Origin of the sequence: Mycobacterium sp. 852002-51152_SCH6134967, from assembly GCF_001667105.1 — a bacterium.
GTDB lineage: Bacteria > Actinomycetota > Actinomycetes > Mycobacteriales > Mycobacteriaceae > Mycobacterium > Mycobacterium neumannii_A.
On record NZ_LZIK01000068.1, the window covers coordinates 150,213 to 166,603 of the forward strand.

At 67.5% G+C, this 16,391-nt stretch carries 14 protein-coding genes, 1 pseudogene and 1 riboswitch; of the genes and pseudogenes, 7 read left to right on the forward strand and 8 right to left on the reverse strand.

The window, feature by feature from the left end; all coding sequences use genetic code 11:
* The first annotated feature begins 30 nt into the window (after positions 1-30).
* Positions 31-822, forward strand: a complete 792-nt coding sequence (locus tag A5790_RS21830) for a succinate dehydrogenase iron-sulfur subunit (RefSeq protein ID WP_066849169.1) — start codon at positions 31-33, stop codon at positions 820-822.
* Here A5790_RS21830 and A5790_RS21835 read toward each other — a convergent pair.
* On the reverse strand, positions 794-4,030 hold the full coding sequence (locus A5790_RS21835) for an adenylate/guanylate cyclase domain-containing protein (protein ID WP_231987864.1): 3,237 nt from the start codon (positions 4,028-4,030) through the stop codon (positions 794-796). The genes A5790_RS21830 and A5790_RS21835 overlap by 29 nt on opposite strands.
* Before the next feature lie 66 nt (positions 4,031-4,096).
* The gene (locus A5790_RS21840; protein WP_066849170.1) at positions 4,097-4,492 is read right to left on the reverse strand and encodes a hypothetical protein; all 396 of its coding nucleotides are present in this window, start codon (positions 4,490-4,492) and stop codon (positions 4,097-4,099) included.
* A gap of 186 nt (positions 4,493-4,678) precedes the next feature.
* On the opposite strand from A5790_RS21840, the pseudogene A5790_RS21845 reads away from it, so the two are divergent.
* Positions 4,679-5,275: pseudogene (locus A5790_RS21845) on the forward strand (carboxymuconolactone decarboxylase family protein); the annotation flags it as partial.
* Here the strand turns inward: A5790_RS21845 and A5790_RS21850 are convergent.
* Complete coding sequence (locus A5790_RS21850) at positions 5,244-6,152, reverse strand: sigma-70 family RNA polymerase sigma factor (protein WP_066849172.1); 909 nt, start codon at positions 6,150-6,152, stop codon at positions 5,244-5,246. The pseudogene A5790_RS21845 and the gene A5790_RS21850 overlap by 32 nt on opposite strands.
* 18 nt (positions 6,153-6,170) lie before the next feature.
* On the reverse strand, positions 6,171-7,667 hold the full coding sequence (locus tag A5790_RS21855) for a gamma-aminobutyraldehyde dehydrogenase (RefSeq protein WP_066849175.1): 1,497 nt from the start codon (positions 7,665-7,667) through the stop codon (positions 6,171-6,173).
* Between the two features lie 110 nt (positions 7,668-7,777).
* On the opposite strand from A5790_RS21855, the gene A5790_RS21860 reads away from it, so the two are divergent.
* The 4 genes from A5790_RS21860 (at position 7,778) to A5790_RS21875 (ending at position 12,077) form a co-directional block, all read left to right on the forward strand.
* A complete protein-coding gene (locus A5790_RS21860; protein ID WP_064345726.1) occupies positions 7,778-8,299 on the forward strand; it encodes an Lrp/AsnC family transcriptional regulator in 522 nt (173 codons plus the stop codon).
* Entirely contained in the window at positions 8,296-9,666 is a 1,371-nt protein-coding gene (locus A5790_RS21865) for an aspartate aminotransferase family protein (RefSeq protein WP_066849178.1), read from the forward strand. Before A5790_RS21860 ends, A5790_RS21865 begins: the two co-directional genes overlap by 4 nt.
* 93 nt (positions 9,667-9,759) lie before the next feature.
* Positions 9,760-10,764 carry an SMP-30/gluconolactonase/LRE family protein gene (locus A5790_RS21870; RefSeq protein WP_066849782.1) on the forward strand — a complete coding sequence of 335 codons (1,005 nt, stop codon included), beginning with the start codon at positions 9,760-9,762 and terminating at the stop codon, positions 10,762-10,764.
* Positions 10,765-10,853: 89 nt separating this feature from the next.
* Complete coding sequence (locus A5790_RS21875; protein ID WP_066849181.1) at positions 10,854-12,077, forward strand: D-alanyl-D-alanine carboxypeptidase family protein; 1,224 nt, start codon at positions 10,854-10,856, stop codon at positions 12,075-12,077.
* Here the strand turns inward: A5790_RS21875 and A5790_RS21880 are convergent.
* A complete protein-coding gene (locus A5790_RS21880) occupies positions 12,074-13,024 on the reverse strand; it encodes a nitronate monooxygenase family protein (RefSeq protein ID WP_066849190.1) in 951 nt (316 codons plus the stop codon). The genes A5790_RS21875 and A5790_RS21880 overlap by 4 nt on opposite strands.
* 25 nt (positions 13,025-13,049) lie before the next feature.
* Positions 13,050-13,117, forward strand: a riboswitch (guanidine-III (ykkC-III) riboswitch).
* A gap of 14 nt (positions 13,118-13,131) precedes the next feature.
* Between A5790_RS21880 and A5790_RS21885 the strand changes: the two genes are divergently transcribed.
* Complete coding sequence (locus A5790_RS21885; protein ID WP_064345721.1) at positions 13,132-13,455, forward strand: multidrug efflux SMR transporter; 324 nt, start codon at positions 13,132-13,134, stop codon at positions 13,453-13,455.
* On the opposite strand, the gene yhjD is transcribed toward A5790_RS21885, so the two are convergent.
* The 3 genes from yhjD to A5790_RS21900 are packed head-to-tail and all read right to left on the reverse strand — an operon-like array spanning position 13,449 to position 16,339.
* Positions 13,449-14,495: an inner membrane protein YhjD gene (yhjD, locus tag A5790_RS21890; RefSeq protein WP_066849193.1), complete on the reverse strand. Its 1,047-nt coding sequence runs from the start codon at positions 14,493-14,495 to the stop codon at positions 13,449-13,451. The two genes, A5790_RS21885 and yhjD, sit on opposite strands and share 7 nt — an antisense overlap.
* 15 nt (positions 14,496-14,510) lie before the next feature.
* Positions 14,511-15,527 carry a tryptophan--tRNA ligase gene (trpS, locus tag A5790_RS21895; protein ID WP_066849196.1) on the reverse strand — a complete coding sequence of 339 codons (1,017 nt, stop codon included), beginning with the start codon at positions 15,525-15,527 and terminating at the stop codon, positions 14,511-14,513.
* On the reverse strand, positions 15,524-16,339 hold the full coding sequence (locus A5790_RS21900) for an exodeoxyribonuclease III (protein WP_066849785.1): 816 nt from the start codon (positions 16,337-16,339) through the stop codon (positions 15,524-15,526). The genes trpS and A5790_RS21900 overlap by 4 nt, the downstream gene beginning before the upstream one ends.
* Between the last annotated feature and the right edge of the window lie 52 nt (positions 16,340-16,391).

The window sequence follows — 16,391 nt, forward strand, 5'->3', positions numbered from 1 at the left end:
GACTCCCGACGAGCACTTGTGCGAGGAGAAATGACTATCGCGCCTGAGGTCGAGACCAAGAATCCCGAACTGCCGCCCGTGCCCGAGGGCGCGGTGATGGTGACGCTGAAGATCGCGCGGTTCAATCCGGAAGACCCCGACGCCTATGCGGATTCGGGCGGTTGGCAGAGCTTCCGGGTTCCGTGCCTACCCACCGACCGGCTATTGAACCTGCTGCACTACGTGAAGTGGTACCTGGACGGCACGCTGACGTTCCGGCGGTCGTGCGCGCACGGTGTGTGCGGCTCGGATGCGATGCGGATCAACGGCGTCAACCGGCTGGCCTGCAAGGTGCTGATGCGCGACATGCTGCCGAAAAACCCGAAAAAGCAGCTCACCATCACCATCGAGCCGATCCGCGGGTTGCCCGTGGAGAAGGACCTCGTCGTGGACATGGAGCCGTTCTTCGACGCCTACCGCGCGATCAAGCCGTACCTGATCACCAGCGGCAATCCGCCTACGCGCGAACGGATTCAGAGCCAGACCGACCGGGCCCGCTACGACGACACCACCAAGTGCATCCTGTGCGCGTGCTGCACGACGAGCTGTCCGATCTACTGGAGCGAGGGGTCGTACTTCGGTCCCGCCGCGATCGTCAACGCGCACCGGTTCATCTTCGACAGCCGCGACGAGGCCGCCGCCGAGCGGCTCGACATCCTCAACGAGGTCGACGGGGTGTGGCGCTGCCGCACGACGTTCAACTGCACCGAGTCCTGCCCGCGCGGCATCCAGGTCACCCAGGCGATCCAGGAGGTCAAGCGCGCGCTGATGTTCGCGCGCTAGGAAGACGCATCGCGTCGGCGAGCTGGACGTGTCCCTGGAAGCCGAATTCGACCGCCAGGGCGTGATAGCGCTCGACGAGGTCGCGAAAGCCGCTGTCGTCGCCTTGCGCGCGGGCCAGTCGGGCACGCATGCGCAGCAGCTGGATCTCGTTGACAACCACGCCGGGTTCGGTGGTTACGTCCGCGAACCGGTCGATGTGCTCGGCCGCCTCCCGGATGTCATCGGGTCCGCCGCGCCGAAGCAGCGACTCCACCAGAACCGCGATGGCCTCTACAGAGAAGAGCTTCTCTTCGTGTCGCACTAGCGTGTTGACAATCGATCTCAGGTCCTCGATGGCGTCGTCGAGGTCGCCTGAAGCGGCGGCGATCTCGGCGATGCGAACTCTGGCGCCGACCGCGGGCGAGAAAATGGAACTGCCCTCGTACAGGCCGCACGACTCGCGGAGAGCCTCCAATCCGCGTCGCCGCTCGGCTTCCGTCGGCTGCGAAGTGAGAACCAGTCCCAGGGCCGAACAAGCGGTGGCCAGCGCGAGAACGTCGCCGATCTCCCGTCCCTTCTGGACCGCTTCCTCCGTGTCCGCAAGGACGCGATTGTCGGCAACGATGGCCTTTGTGTGCATGCCGAACGAGTAGCCGATTCCGATAACGAACACCAGGAGTGTCCCAACCGGGCGAACTTCACGTTCCAGCGTGGCACTTCGGCGTGCGCTCTGCAACCAATCGGGTTCGCCAAGAACGCATTTGGCGACCGAACCCCAGATCAACGCCGTCGCCAGCGCCGAGCTGACCTGCTCGCCGCTCATGTCCGCGCCTGTGTAACCCTCGAGCAGTCCGGCCGCCCAATCCGCGATGTGATGCGCCTCTCGCACCTCCCCGGCGAGTATCTTCGCCATCACGCCCGCATGGATGTACGCGAGCGCCCTCACCGCACCGTCGCATCGCTGAAGCAATTCGAATTGCTCGGACGCCAGCGCGGAAGCTTCGCGGTGGCGATGCTGGAAACTCAGCAAAGCGATCTGGCCGTACATGCCGATCGCCAGCGACAGGTAGTCACCGCAACCCTCACACAGTTCCCGGAGTTCTTCGAAGCCGGTGTCGGCCAGGCCACCGCCGACTCGCCAGGTCGACATGCACAGCATCGTCTTCGGCACGATGCGCAGGGCCGTGCGGTTCGGGTCGCCCTCGGGCAACGCGTCGGCGGCTTTCGCGGCGCGCTCCCAACCCGCCCGCGCGCCTCGGATGTCGCGCTGTACCGACCAGGAGGCCGCTCGCAGGTGCCAGTTGTACGCCGCTGCCAGATCGCCTGCCGCTTCCAGGTGTTCGGCGATCAACGCCGCGTTCTCACCCGCCGGGCTACGCTCTTCGATTGCGGCCGCCAGGCGCCGATGCAGCTCGGCGCGTTCGGATTTCAGCTGCGACTCGAGTGCCACCGTGCGGATCAGCGGATTGCGGAAGACGAACTCAGGCCGACGACCGAACCTGATCTGCTCGATGAGCTGCGCATCGAGCAGATCCTCCACGGCGGGTTCGACCCCGAGCGCACTCACGAGATCCAAACCGAATTCCGCGCCGACGACCGCCCCGGCGCAGAGCGTGCGCTTCGCTTTCGAGTCCAGACGGTCGATGCGCGCCGCGATCGTCGTCTGCAGAGTCGCGGGCACGCTCACACCGGCGTCGTCTGCCGCGTTGCGAAACCGCCCGGGCTCGCCGTCGAGCACGCCGCGCTCGGCGAGTTCACGCACCATCTCCTCGGCGAAGAGCGGATTGCCTGCGGCCCGTTCGCATATCGTCTCTCGCAGCTCGCCGACCGAATAGGCGGCTCCGAGCAGGCCATCGACGAGCGTGCGCACCTCCGCATCGCGAAGCGGTGCCAGTGCGATGGTGTGACCACCTCGCACCCGGGTCAAAATCCCTTGGTACTCAGGGCGATACGTGATCACCGTGAGGAGATGGGTTTGGGGCACCACCTTGAGGAAGTCGGCAAGCATCGACTCGCTGACCTCATCCATCCAGTGCACGTCCTCGACGACGTACACGGCAGGACTCTTGCGGGCCAGTGTGAAGGTGTTGACCAACGCGGTCAGGCGTCGCCGTCTGGCATCAGGAGTGATGGCAGCCGACGCTGCGTGGGGTTCACCGATACCCAACAGATCCTCGAACAGAAGAACGTCCTCGGGGTCGAAATCGGTGAGCCCGGCGCGGAGCCGGGCACGAGCCGAGGCGGCGTCGAGGCGCTCCACTCCGGTCGCGGCCCGAAGGAATGCGGCCAGCGCATGAAACGGAACCTGTTTGGTGTGCGCCTCGCAATATGAGCGGACCACTTCGATGCCGCGCCCTTCGGCCAGCGTCGCGACTTCGCGAGCGAGCCGGCTCTTACCGATTCCCGGCGGTCCGACCAACCCGACCACGGCGCCGCGGCCGTCGATCGCACCCTCGAGCAGCCCCTCGACGGCGGCCAGCTCCCACCGTCGGCCGACCATCGGCGATTCTTCGCGCCTATCGGGGCGGTGGACCCTGCTGATGCTGATCAGTCGGCGCGCCGCCACCGGTTCGTCTCCGCCCTTGATCCGTACCCGCTCCGGTTCGCCGAGCACCGCTATGCCGTCGACCAGCCGCGCCGTCGACTCGCTGAGCATCACCGCGCCGGGCGCGGCGACCGACTCCATGCGTTGCGCGATGCCGACCTGTTCGCCGATGGCGGTGTAACCGAATGCGCCGGAACCCATGTCACCGGTGATGACCCGGCCCGAGTTCAGGCCGACACGCACCCGTAGCTCGACACCGTCGCGTCCCGCGACGTCGGCCGCGAGGCGTTCGGTTTCCTCTTGCACCCCAAGGGCCGCCAGGCAGGCGCTCGCGGCGTGGTCCTCCAACGCCACGGGCGCGCCGAACACCGCCATCAGTCCGTCCCCCGTGAACTTGTCCACGGTGCCGTCGTAGCGCCGGATCACCGCGGCGCAGCGCTCGACGAGGTCGGTCATGATCTCGCGCAACCGTTCGGCACCGACCGCCGCGGCGATGTCCATGGACCGCACCACGTCGGCGAACAGCACGGTCACGTGCTTGTACTCGGCGGCTCGGGCGGTGTGTGCCACCGCGGCGCCACACTCACTGCAGAACTTCGCGGTTGCAGCCAGCGGCGCTTCGCAGCCGGCGCAACGAAGCTCAGCGGCGGTCACGGCCCCGGCGGCACCCCGCCCGATCTCCACGTCAATATGTTGTCACCAGCGATGACCGCGCGTCGGATATTCGGCTGAGGGGGCTTGGCCTGGTCGCTACAGGATGACCACCGGGATGAACACGCCGAACAGCCAGAAGCCGAACGCCTTGAAGCCCGGGTCCCACACCGGGTGCACCCGGTAACCCCAGTAGTCGATCCACGGCGGCGGATGCCCACGCCAGTGCACCGCCGGTGGCGGGCCCCAACCCCACGGGGGACGGTCGTCACTGCGCCACTTGTTGGCCTTCCACCACTTGTCCCAGTCGTGGTCGTTCCACCGGTTCCACTGCCAATCGCGACCCTGGGGCTGCCAGTCGTCACCGACCCAGTGGTCGTGATCGCGGCCTCCGTGGCCGGGATCGGCGGATGCGGACCCGAGACCGGATCCCAGCGCCGCACCGCTGAGTATGACGGCGATCGTGCCGTGTGCGATGACTTTCTTGACCTTCATCTGCGACTCCTCGTCTCCCCCACATTTCAGGAAACTGAGAAGGACAACCCCCGACGGTCCGCCAAGTCCGGGCCTGGACAGACTTGATCGATCTCAACTGGATTTTCGCCTCCGTGGATCAGCCGTTACCTGCTGCTGTCACATATCGAGCGGCGGTCTCGTCTATTGGGTATGACCGAAAACGGACAGAAAACCCGCATCGAACCCCTGCCCCCGCAGCGCGCGACGCTGCTCACCAAGCTCCTGTACCGGGTCGCCAAGCGGCGGTTCGGCGAGGTGCCCGAACCCTTCGCCGTCGCGGCGCACCACCCGCGGTTGATGCTCGCCAACGTCGTGCATGAAGGCATGCTGCAGTCCGGGTCGAAGAAGCTGCCCAAGAGCGTCCGTGAGCTCGCGGTGTTCTGGACCGCCCGCACGATCGGATGCTCGTGGTGCGTCGACTTCGGCGCGATGCTGCAGCGCCTCGACGGCCTCGACGTCGATCGGCTCAAGCACATCGACGACTACGCGACGTCGCCGCTGTTCACCGACGACGAGCGCGCCGCGATCGCCTACGCCGACGCCATGACCACCGACCCGCACACCATCACCGACGAGCAGGTCGAGGGTCTTCGGCGGCGGTTCGGCGACGACGGTGTCATCGAGCTGACGTATCAAATCGGCGTGGAGAACATGCGGGCTCGGATGTACTCGGCGCTGGGCATCACCGAACAGGGCTTCGGGTCCGGCGACTCGTGCCGCGTTCCGTGGGCTACCGACAAGCCTTCAGCGGTGAACCAGTGAACTTGTCAGGGTTGGCGATGTCCCAGATCGCGGAGACCTTGCCGTCGCGCACGGTCATCGCGGTGACGCGCGGCATCACTTCTGGATAGCCATCGCCGGCCGGTGAGCCGAGCAGATAACTGCCCAGCTGACCGTTGACGTTCGCCAGCTGGCTCGACGACAGAAACCCCGGGCCGTACCGCCGGACCAGGCCGAACAGGAAGCGGGCCACCTTCTCCGGTCCGTGGATGACACGTGGTGCCGTCGGCGCCCGGCGGTTCGAGTCACCGGTGAAGGTGACGGCGGGATGCAGCAGCCGCACAACGGCTTCCATGTCACCGGAGGCGAGCGCCGCCATCAGCGCACCCGCGATTTCGTTGTGTATGTCGTCGGGCGCCGGCGGCGGGGCATCCGCAACGGCACGCCGCGCGCGCGAGGCCAGTTGGCGCGCCGCCGCCTCGCTGACTCCGATCACGGCGGCGACCTCGCCGAACGGCACCGAGAAGCCGTCGTGCAGCACGAAGGCCACTCGCTGATCCGGGTTGAGCCGCTCGAGCACCACCATCGCGGCGAACCGGGCGTCCTCGCCCGCGACCACCACGGCCAACGGGTCGTCGCTGTCCAGAGGTGTGACCACCGGCTCCGGAAGCCATTCGCCCACATAGGTTTCGCGTCGATGTGCGGCTGAACGGAGCCGATCCAGGGCCAACCGGCTGACCACCGTCGTCAGCCACGCCCGCAGGTCCTTGATCGATTCGTGCCCGGCGGCGCTCCAGCGCAACCAGGCGTCCTGAACGATGTCCTCGGCGTCGGCCATCGTGCCCGTGAGCCGGTAGGCGACGGACAGCAGATGCGGTCGCAGTTCCTCGAACTCGTCAACCCGCGTGCTGGCGGTCATGGATTCGAGGTTACTCCTCTAGCGCTTGGCGAAAACCGTGCGGTGCCACTCTTTTTCGGCTACCCCGGTGATGTCACTCATCACGTGCTTGACGGTGAGGTACTCCTCGAGCGAGTAGTCGCTCATGTCCTTGCCGAACCCGGAGGCCCCGACGCCGCCGTGCGGCATCTCGCTGATGATCGGGATGTGGTCGTTGATCCACACGCAGCCGGCCTTGATCTCCCGCGACGCCCGCTGCGCGCGGTAGACATCGCGGGTCCACGCTGAGGCCGCCAACCCATACATGGTGTCGTTGGCCTGCCGCAGCGCGTCGTCGTCGTCGGTGAACGAGCGCACCGTGAGGACCGGTCCGAAGATCTCGTCGCGATACACCTCCGACTGCTCGTCGACGTCGGCAATCACGGTCGGCAGGTAGAAAGAACCCGGCCGGTCTGGGGCCGACCCGCCGCAGACCATCCGCCCGCCCTGACCGGGAGCCCGCTCCACCATGCCGGCCACCTTCGCCCGGTGCGCCATTGAGATCAGAGGTCCCAGATCGGTGTCCGGGTCCTGGGGGTCGCCGACGACGACCTTGGAGAACACCTCGGCGACGCCCGCGACGAAATCGTCGTAGAGCTCGCGCGCGACGATCGCCCGCGTCGCCGCCGTGCAGTCCTGACCGGTGTTGATCAGCGCGCCGGCCGCAGCGCCCTGGACGGCGGCGTCGAGATCTGCGTCGTCGAACACCACGAACGGCGCCTTGCCGCCGAGCTCGAGCTGCACCCGATGGCCGTGCACCGCCGCCGCAGCCATCACCTTGCGGCCCACGGGCGTCGACCCGGTGAAGGTCACGACGTCGACGTCGCGGTGGCCGGCCAGCGCCGTGCCGACATCGCCGCCGAGTCCTGTGACCACATTGAAGACGCCGTCGGGCACGCCCGCCTCCTTGGCGAGGCGCGCGAGCGTCAACGTCGTCAACGGTGTCAACTCACACGGTTTGATCACCACCGAACAGCCGGCGGCCAACGCGGGCAATACTTTCCACACCGCCATCTGCAACGGATAGTTCCACGGCGTGATCGTCGCGACCACACCGACCGCCTCACGCCGGATGCTCGACGTGTGATCGGCGGAATACTCGGCACTCGCCTTGCCTTCCAGGTGGCGCGCCGCGCCGGCGAAGAAATCGATGTTGTCGACGCTGCCGGGGACGTCGAATTCGGCGGCCAGCCGCACCGGCTTACCGGTCTGGCTGACCTCCTCGGCGACCAATGCATCCGCGCTCTCGCCCGCCAGTTGCGCCAGCTTGAACAGGACCGCCGAGCGCTCTGCGGGCGTGGCGGTGGACCAGTCGGTCAGCGCCGCGCGGGCCGAGGCCACCGCGGTGTCCACATCGGCGGGGGCGGCCAACGCGTAATCGGCGACGGCCCGCCCGGTCGCGGGGTCGGTGACCCGGTGGGCGGGCCCGCCGGTCGCCACCGCGGCGCCGTCGATCCAGCTGCCCGACACACTGGCGGAAACGGATGTCGCAGTCATGGCCACACGCTAACGGACCCCTACGCTTTCCCATAGCCGAGCCGGGCCCGAACGAGTGATTTCATGGCTGTGGTTGCCTCTGACGACGAATTCCGTGCACAATCACTGGCATGCCTACTCCGGGTGCGACGCACGGCCTCGGCCCCGTTTCGTTCCGACTCAACCAGTCCCGTCCCGGCGCCGCGTTTCCGCTCGACGACTTGAGCAAGCAGATCATCGAGAAGCTCCAGCAGGACGGCCGCCGCTCGTACGCGGGCATCGGCAAGTCGGTCGGATTGTCCGAAGCCGCCGTCCGGCAGCGCGTGCAACGCATGGTCGACGCCGGTGTCATGCAGATCGTCGCCGTCACCGATCCAATGCAACTGGGTTTCGCCCGCCAGGCGATGATCGGCATCCGCTGCACCGGCGACACCACCAAGGTGGCCGAGAAGCTGGCCGCCATCGAGTCCGTCGACTACGTGGTGCTCACCGCCGGATCCTTCGACGCCATCGTCGAGGTGGTCTGCGAGGACGACGACGACCTGCTCGACCTGCTCAACACCCAGATCCGCGCGCTGCCGGGAGTGATATCCACCGAGACACTCGTTTACCTGAAACTCGTCAAGCAGCAATACAATTGGGGCACTCGATGACTACAACCCTTTCGGCCGACCTCGGCGCGAAAGCCAACCGTCACCTGTGGGGTCACTTCGCCCGGCACGGCGCCGGCATCACCCCGCCGATCATCACACGCGGTGAGGGTGTCACGATCTGGGACAGCAACGGCAAGAGCTACATCGACGGGCTGTCAGGGCTTTTCGTGGTCCAGGTCGGTCACGGCCGCCAGGAATTGGCCGAGGCCGCCGCCAAACAGGCCGAGCAGTTGGCGTTCTTCCCGCTGTGGTCTTACGCCACGCCGACCGCGATCGAACTCGCCGAACGCGTCGCCGGTTACGCGCCCGGCGACCTGAACCGGGTGTTCTTCACCACCGGTGGCGGCGAGGCCGTCGAGTCGGCGTGGAAACTGGCCAAGAACTACTTCAAGCTGACCGGCAAACCCGGTAAGCACAAGGTGGTTTCGCGTTCCATCGCCTATCACGGCACACCGCAGGGTGCGTTGGCCATCACCGGGTTGCCGGTGTTCAAGGCGCCGTTCGAGCCGCTGACACCGGGCGGCTTCCGGGTGCCCAACACGAACTTCTACCGCGCCCCCGCGCCGTACCAGGACGACGAGAAGGCGTTCGGACAGTACTGCGCCGACCGCATCGCCGAAGCCATCGAATTCGAGGGCCCCGACACCGTCGCGGCCGTCTTCCTCGAACCGGTTCAGAACGCGGGTGGGTGCTTCCCGCCGCCGCCAGGGTATTTCGAGCGGGTCCGGGAGATCTGCGACGAGTACGACGTGCTGCTGGTGTCCGACGAGGTCATCTGCGCATACGGCCGGATCGGGTCGATGTTCGCCTGTGACGACTTCGGCTACGTCCCCGACATCATCACCTGCGCAAAGGGTTTGACGTCCGGCTACTCGCCCATCGGTGCGATGGTCGCCAGCGACCGGCTGTTTGAGCCGTTCAACGACGGCAAGACCATGTTCGCGCACGGCTACACCTTCGGCGGGCATCCGGTGTCGTCGGCGGTGGCGCTGGCCAACCTCGACATCTTCGAACGCGAGGGGCTCAACGACCACGTCAAGGAGAACGCGCCGAGATTCCGGGCCACCCTCGAGCAGTTGTACGACCTGCCGATCGTCGGTGACGTTCGCGGCGAGGGCTACTTCTACGGCATCGAACTCGTGAAAGACAAGGCCACCAAGGAGACCTTCAACGACGAGGAGTCCGAGCGGCTGCTGCGCGGCTTCTTGACCCCGGCGCTGTTCGAGGCAGGCCTGTACTGCCGCGCCGACGACCGCGGCGATCCGGTCGTGCAGTTGGCCCCGCCACTGATCAGCGGTCAGAAGGAGTTCGACGCGATCTACCAGATCATGCGCGATGTGCTCGCCGAGGCCGGCCGCCGCATCTGAATTTGCGCGAGATTGCATTCCAGCAGCGAAAGTACGAGTAACTGCCTGCTGGAATGCCATTTCGGCGAGACTGGCGGCGTGTCCACCAAGCCGATGCCGAAGAAGCCGCCGATCGATCCCGTCCGCTGGCAGCCTCCGCCCGTCGATCCCCTTCCGGATCTGCCGGCGGCCGACCTGACCGTCGTCCCGCTCCCGGGCAACGCGCCCGAGGACGTGGTCGTCGACGCGGACGGCGCCATCTGGGCAGGCGTCGACGACGGCCGCATCGTGCGCATCACCCCCGGCGGTGGGGACCCGGTCGTCGTCGCCACCACCGAGGGCCGGCCGCTGGGCATGCACGTCGCCCACGACGGCCGCATCCTGGTTTGCACCAGTCCCGGCGGCCTGCTGTCGCTCGACCCGGCCAGCGGCACGGTGGAGACATTCGTGGCCGAGGTCGATGACCGGCGATTGATGTTCTGCTCGAACGTCACCCAATCACCGGACGGCACAATTTATTTCACCGAGTCGACGAGCGCGTTCGACTACGCCCATTTCAAGGGTGCGGTGATGGAGGCGCGCCCGCGCGGCAGCCTGTTCCGGCGCGACGCCGACGGCACCGTGCTCACCGCGGTTGCCGGGCTGTATTTCGCCAACGGTGTGACCCCCACCGCCGACGGGTCGGCGTTGGTGTTCGCCGAGACGATGGGGCGCGGGTTGTCGAAGTTCTGGCTCACCGGTGAGCGCGCCGGGTCGGTGACGCCGCTTCGCGCAAACCTGCCCGGCCATCCCGACAACCTGTCCACCGGCGCCGACGGCCGCATCTGGTGCGCGATGGTCTCACCGCTCAACGCCGCTGCCGAATGGCTCGCGCCGCGCTGGCCGGCGTTGCGCAAGCTGTTGTGGAAGCTGCCCGACAAGCTGCAGCCGCAGATCAAGCCCGAGGTGTGGGCGGTGGCGTTCGATCCGGACACCGGTGACGTCGTCGCGGGTATCCGCTGCGAGCATCCGCGGTTCGGCATGGTGACCGGTCTGGTCGAGTCCGAGGGCCGACTGTGGATGGGCAGCATCGGCTTCCCCGCGGTCGCGCACGTCGACCTGGCGCCGCTGTCCCTTTGACCGCTTAAGTCACAAATGAAACTCAAGTAACACCAGTCACAGCGCGCCTACCCGCGATCGGCCCGTTCGCGGCTTAATGTGCGGTCACGATGGCGAAGTTTCGAATTCCGCTGCAACGCGCCGCCGTACTGGCCACGGCCTTGTTCGTGGCCGCGGGACCGGCCGTGGCAAGCGCGCAGCCGCCGGCTGCCCCGGAGGCGAGCGCATGCCCGTACCGCGAGGTGACACCACCCGCGGTCGACGCGTCCGAGGTCCCCAAACCCGGTCAGGCACCACCCGCACCGCTGCCGGTGCCCGCCACGCCGATGGGCGGCGAGAAGCTCTCCGGCTGCGGCGTCATCACCGCGCCGGGCACGCCACCACTACCGAACGACATCTCCGCCGAGGCATGGGTGGTCGCCGATCTCGACTCCGGCGACGTCATCGCGGCCAAGGATCCGCACGGCAGGCACCGGCCCGCCAGCATCGTCAAAGTGTTGACCGCCATGCAGGCGATCAAGGAACTGCCGCTCCACAAGGTCGTGCCCGGCACCGCCGAGGATGCCGCCCAGGAGGGCACCAAGGTCGGCGTCGGCGAGGGCGGCCACTACTCGATCAACGACCTGCTGCACGGGCTGCTGATGTATTCGGGCAACGACGCCGCGTTCGCACTGGCTCGCCAGATGGGCGGCTGGGACGCCGCGCTGCACAAGCTCAACGACCTGGCCCGCAAGCTGGGTGGCCTCGACACCCGGGTCGCCACGCCGTCCGGGCTCGACGGTCCCGGCATGAGCACCTCGGCCTACGACATGGCGCTGTTCTACCGGTACGCCTGGCGCAACCCGGTTTTCAGCGACATCGTGTTGACCCGCGCATTCGACTTCCCCGGCCGCGGCGATGTCGGCTACCCGATCGAGAACGACAACAAGCTGTTGCTCAACTACCCCGGCGCGATGGGCGGTAAGACCGGCTACACCGACGACGCCGGGCAGACGTTCGTCGGCGCCGCCGACCGCGACGGCCGTCGGCTCGTCGCGGTGCTCCTCAAGGGCACCCGCCAGCCGATCGCACCGTGGGAGCAAGCCGCGCATCTGCTCGACTACGGCTTCGCCACGGCGCCGGGCACCAGCGTCGGCACACTGATCGAGCCCGACCCGTCGTTGCTGGGAACCAACCCGGACGGCGACGACGCCAACCCCGCGCTCAACGCGGCCCCGATGATGTCGGACATCGACGCGATGCCGGTGCGGGTCGGTGTCGGGGTGGTCGGCAGCGTGATCGTGTTCTCGTTGATCATGGGCGCACGGTCGATGAACCGGCGACCGCAGCACTAGCACCAGCGGCGCAACAACAATTCCGCATCGGCGCAGAGCCGTTCGATCACCTCCGCCGCGGAGCACGACTCTGCGACCATGCCGACGCCCTGCCCGGCGTTGACGGGCGCCACCCGGTAGTCCTCGGCGGTCGCGGCGGCGGCGAGTTCGGCGCGGGCGTCGGCGTCGATGAGCCCCTCGCGATCGTCGAAGCGGTCGACGAATTCGTTTCGGAGCACCCGCTCGGAAAGCGTTGCCGGCCAGGGGTACTCGAGCGCGATGTCGAAGACGCGGGTCGTCACCGTATCGTCGCCGGATGCGCGCAACAGCTGCCGGCGCGCACCATCGGACGTCGTCGCTTCGGTGCAGGTTGTGAACGCCGTACCCAGCCAGGCGCCCGACGCTCCAGCGGCCAGCACCGCCGCAAGCCCGCGGCCCGTGCCGATACCCCCGGCGGCCAGCACTGGCACCGTCACCGCGTCGAGCACCTCCGCGAGCAACGGCAGAGTACCGATGCGCGCCTCGCCGTGCCCGCCGCCCTCCGACCCGCGCGCGACGATCACGTCGACACCCGCGTCGGCCGCCCGCCGCGCACCGGTCACATCGGCGACCTGGGCGGCCACCGATACGCCAGCGTCGTGGGCCCGCCGGACCCAGGACCATTCGTCGCCGAAGCTGACGGCCAGCAGCGCGGGCTTCGCGGCGAGCGCCACCTCCAACAGTTCCGGCTCTGCCGCCGTTACCCAGTGCACGAGCCCGATACCGAACGGACGCCCGAGCTCCGAGACGTGCGGGAGTTCGGCCGCCAACTTCGCGGCGGTGGCCGAACTTCCCATCCCGACCATGCCGAGGCCGCCCGCCCGGGATACCGCGGCGGCCAGAACGCCGCCCGCCGTGCCGCCCATCGGCGCGTTGACGATCGGCACCTCGAGGCCGATGCGGCGGGACCACGGCGTCGCAAGGGGCACGGATGCGACGTTACCGCTTTGTTACGGTGGGGCTGTCAGCAGTCGACACCGGACGAGCGGCGCCGTACCCGGCCAGCGACAAGACGGCGTTTCGGAGGTGTTGTTTCATGCCCTGGGTCATCCTCATAGTTTCGGGTGCGTTCGAAGCTGTGTGGGCGGTCGCCCTGAGCAAGTCGGAAGGTTTCACCCGCCCGGTTCCGATAACCGTTTTCGTTGTGGCACTGATCATCTCGATGGGCGGTTTGGGTATCGCCCTGCGGGATCTGCCCGTCGGCACCGGGTATGCGGTGTGGGTGGGCGTGGGCGCCGCGCTCACCGTCGTCTATGCGCTGGCCACCGGCGAGGAGAGCGCGTCACCGATCAAGGTGGCACTGCTGCTCGGCATCATCGGTTGCGTGGTCGGCCTGCAGCTGGTCAGCCAGAATCAATGACGCCGTCGGAGCTTCGAAATCCCTAGCGCGCCAAGGGCTCCCGCCGCCGCCGCGGTCAGCACACCGCCAACCCCGACACCCTCGTGCACCTGCACCCGGGGGGCGATCTGCACGAGCCCCGGCGGCGGGAGCGGCGCGGCCTCCATGTTCTCGATCGACGTGGCGGCCCACGCCGTGGCGAAGAGGATGAGCCGAGCGGTGATGTAGGCGAACACCATCAGGCCGAGAACCGGGCCGAATGTCGCGCCGGCCGGGCCGGTCACCACCGAGCGCAGGTAGATCGACGCCACCTGCTTGAAGACCTCGAACGCGACCGCCGCGAGCAGCCCGGCCCGCATCGCCGAGCGAAAGCTGATCGATTCGCGGGGCAGCCGCGCGATGATCCAGGTGAACAGCAGCCAGCTGATCAACACCGAAAACGCCAGCGAAATCACCCGCAGCAGGATGCTCATGCCCGGAACATCGCCCAGCCCAACCCATTCGACGGCCTTGCGGGCCACTCCGGAGCTACTCACCACGGTCAGTGCGATGGTGGCCGCGATCGCCAGGAACAGGCCGGCGATGGCCGTCAGATCCGACAACTTCGTGCGCACGAAGCCGGGGGTTTCGCGTCGCATCAGGCCCCACATCTGGCTCAGCGCCTCGCGCAGGTTGGCCATCCAGCCCAGCCCGGCCCATGCCGCGGTGGCCAGTCCGATGATCCCGACCGAGGTGCGGGACTCGATCGCGGAGTCCATCAGTTCGACGAGCTGCGTGGCGACGTCGCCGGACACCGACGCCCTGATCCGGTCCTGAATGTCGGCGAGCAGTTCGGGCTGGCTCACCAGGATGAAACCGCCGATCGCGAATCCGACCATCAACAGCGGGAACATCGCGAAGACCGTGAAGTATGTGATGCCCGCCGCGTAGAAGTCGCCCTTGCTGTCGTTGTAGCGCTCCTGCGCCCGCATGACGTGGTCGATCCATTCGTGCCGCGCGCGCAGCCGGTCGACGAACCCCTTCTTCTCGTCGGGCTCTTCCGGCTCACCCGGAGGTTTCACAACAGCCTCCCCACGTCAGCCCCCCGGCCGCAGAAACCCCAACCGGTCATATACCCGGCGCAGTGTCGTCGCAGACACGTCGCGGGCCCGTTCGGCGCCCACCGCCAGAATCGATTCCAACTCGGCGGGATCGGCGAGCAGTTCGTCGACCCGTTCCTTGATGGGTGTCACGAACTCGACGACGGCCTCCGCGGTGTCCGCCTTGAGGTCGCCGTATCCGCGACCCGCGTAACCCTCGACAAGCTTGTCGATGTCGGAGCCGGTGACCGCCGACTGGATGGTCAGCAGGTTCGAGACGCCGGGTTTGGCGTCGGGGTCGTAACGCACCTCGCGGTCGCTGTCGGTGACGGCCGAGCGGATCTTTTTGGCCGACGCCTTCGGATCGTCGAGCAGGCCGATCAGGCCGGCCTCGGTTCCCGCGGATTTGCTCATCTTGGACGTCGGGTCCTGCAGGTCGTAGATCTTGGCCGTCGCCTTCGGGATCATCGGCTCGGGGATGACGAAGGTGTCCGGGAAGCGGGAGTTGACCCGTTGCGCCACATCGCGTGCCAGCTCCAGATGTTGGCGTTGGTCCTCCCCGACCGGCACGAGCTCGGTGTCGTACAACAGCACATCGGCGGCCATCAGCACCGGATAGGTGAACAACCCCACGGTGGTGGCCTCGTTGCCTTCCTTCTGCGATTTGTCCTTGAACTGCGTCATCCGCGACGCCTGCCCGAAACCGGTGAAACAGCCGAGTACCCAAGCCAATTCGGCGTGCGCCGGAACATGGCTCTGCACGAAGACCGTGGCCCGGCCCGGGTCGATGCCCAGCGCGAGGTACTGCGCGGCCGTGACCAGCGTGCGCCGCCTCAGCCGCTCGGGGTCTTGCGGGATCGTGATCGCGTGCAGGTCCACCACGCAGAAGAACGCGTCGTGGTCGTCCTGGAGGCCGACCCACTGCTGGATCGCTCCCAGCGCATTGCCGAGGTGCAGCGAGTCGGAGGTCGGTTGGACACCGGAGAAGACGACGGGTTTCGGCGAACTGCTCATGATCGCCCGATCATTTCACGCGACCGGTATTCGACCGTCACCGGCGCGTGGTCCGACCAGCGCAGCGCATACGCCTCGGCGCGCTCCACCCGGGCAGCGACGGCCCGCTCCGCCAGCGCCTTGGTGGCCAATTGGTAGTCGATGCGCCAGCCGGCGTCGTTGTCGAAGGCGCGGCCCCGCCACGACCACCACGCGTACGGACCCGGCTGGTCGGGGTGCAACTCGCGAACCACGTCCACCCAACCCGAGGCGAGCAGCGCGGTGAGCCACTGTCGCTCACCCGGCAGGAACCCGGACTTCTTGAGGTTTCCCTTCCAGTTCTTGATGTCGTTGGTGGTGTGGGCGATGTTCCAGTCGCCGCATACGACGGTCTCGCGGTAGGTCAGCGTCGCCATCCGAGCGGCGAGCTCGGCCATGAACCGTTCCTTTTCGAGCTGGCGGTCCGTCTCCGCCTCGCCGGTCCTGACGTAGACGCTCGCGACCGTCACCCCGGCGGTGTCGACCTCCAGATAACGGCCGTGCGCGCCGAACTCGTCGGACTCGAGCAGCCGCGACGCCGAGATCGGGTGGCGCGACAGCACGGCCACGCCGCTGCGACCCTTGACGTGCGGTTCGGCCGACGCCAGGCGCCAACCGTCGGCCAGGGCGGGTGCCAACGCGGCCGCGAGCTGGGCATCGTCGGCGCGGGTTTCCTGCAGGCAGATCACGTCGGCCGGGGTCGACGCCAGCCACGGCAGCAGGCCGCGGTTCTGCAGCGAACGCTCCTTGACCGCGGCGCGGATGCCGTTGACGTTGATGGTGCTGACGATCAGCGAGGTCACAGCGGCAGACCATACCGACGCACTTGCGGTACCGCCGGTATCA

Bases quoted from the DNA above. Each gene is read 5' to 3' on its own strand.
- A5790_RS21830 (WP_066849169.1), top strand. From the start codon at position 31: ATGACTATCGCGCCTGAGGTCGAGACCAAGAATCCCGAACTGCCGCCC.
- A5790_RS21840 (WP_066849170.1), bottom strand. From the start codon at position 4,492: ATGAAGGTCAAGAAAGTCATCGCACACGGCACGATCGCCGTCATACTC.
- A5790_RS21850 (WP_066849172.1), bottom strand. From the start codon at position 6,152: ATGACCGCCAGCACGCGGGTTGACGAGTTCGAGGAACTGCGACCGCAT.
- A5790_RS21855 (WP_066849175.1), bottom strand. From the start codon at position 7,667: ATGACTGCGACATCCGTTTCCGCCAGTGTGTCGGGCAGCTGGATCGAC.
- A5790_RS21860 (WP_064345726.1), top strand. From the start codon at position 7,778: ATGCCTACTCCGGGTGCGACGCACGGCCTCGGCCCCGTTTCGTTCCGA.
- A5790_RS21865 (WP_066849178.1), top strand. From the start codon at position 8,296: ATGACTACAACCCTTTCGGCCGACCTCGGCGCGAAAGCCAACCGTCAC.
- A5790_RS21870 (WP_066849782.1), top strand. From the start codon at position 9,760: ATGCCGAAGAAGCCGCCGATCGATCCCGTCCGCTGGCAGCCTCCGCCC.
- A5790_RS21875 (WP_066849181.1), top strand. From the start codon at position 10,854: ATGGCGAAGTTTCGAATTCCGCTGCAACGCGCCGCCGTACTGGCCACG.
- A5790_RS21885 (WP_064345721.1), top strand. From the start codon at position 13,132: ATGCCCTGGGTCATCCTCATAGTTTCGGGTGCGTTCGAAGCTGTGTGG.
- trpS (WP_066849196.1), bottom strand. From the start codon at position 15,527: ATGAGCAGTTCGCCGAAACCCGTCGTCTTCTCCGGTGTCCAACCGACC.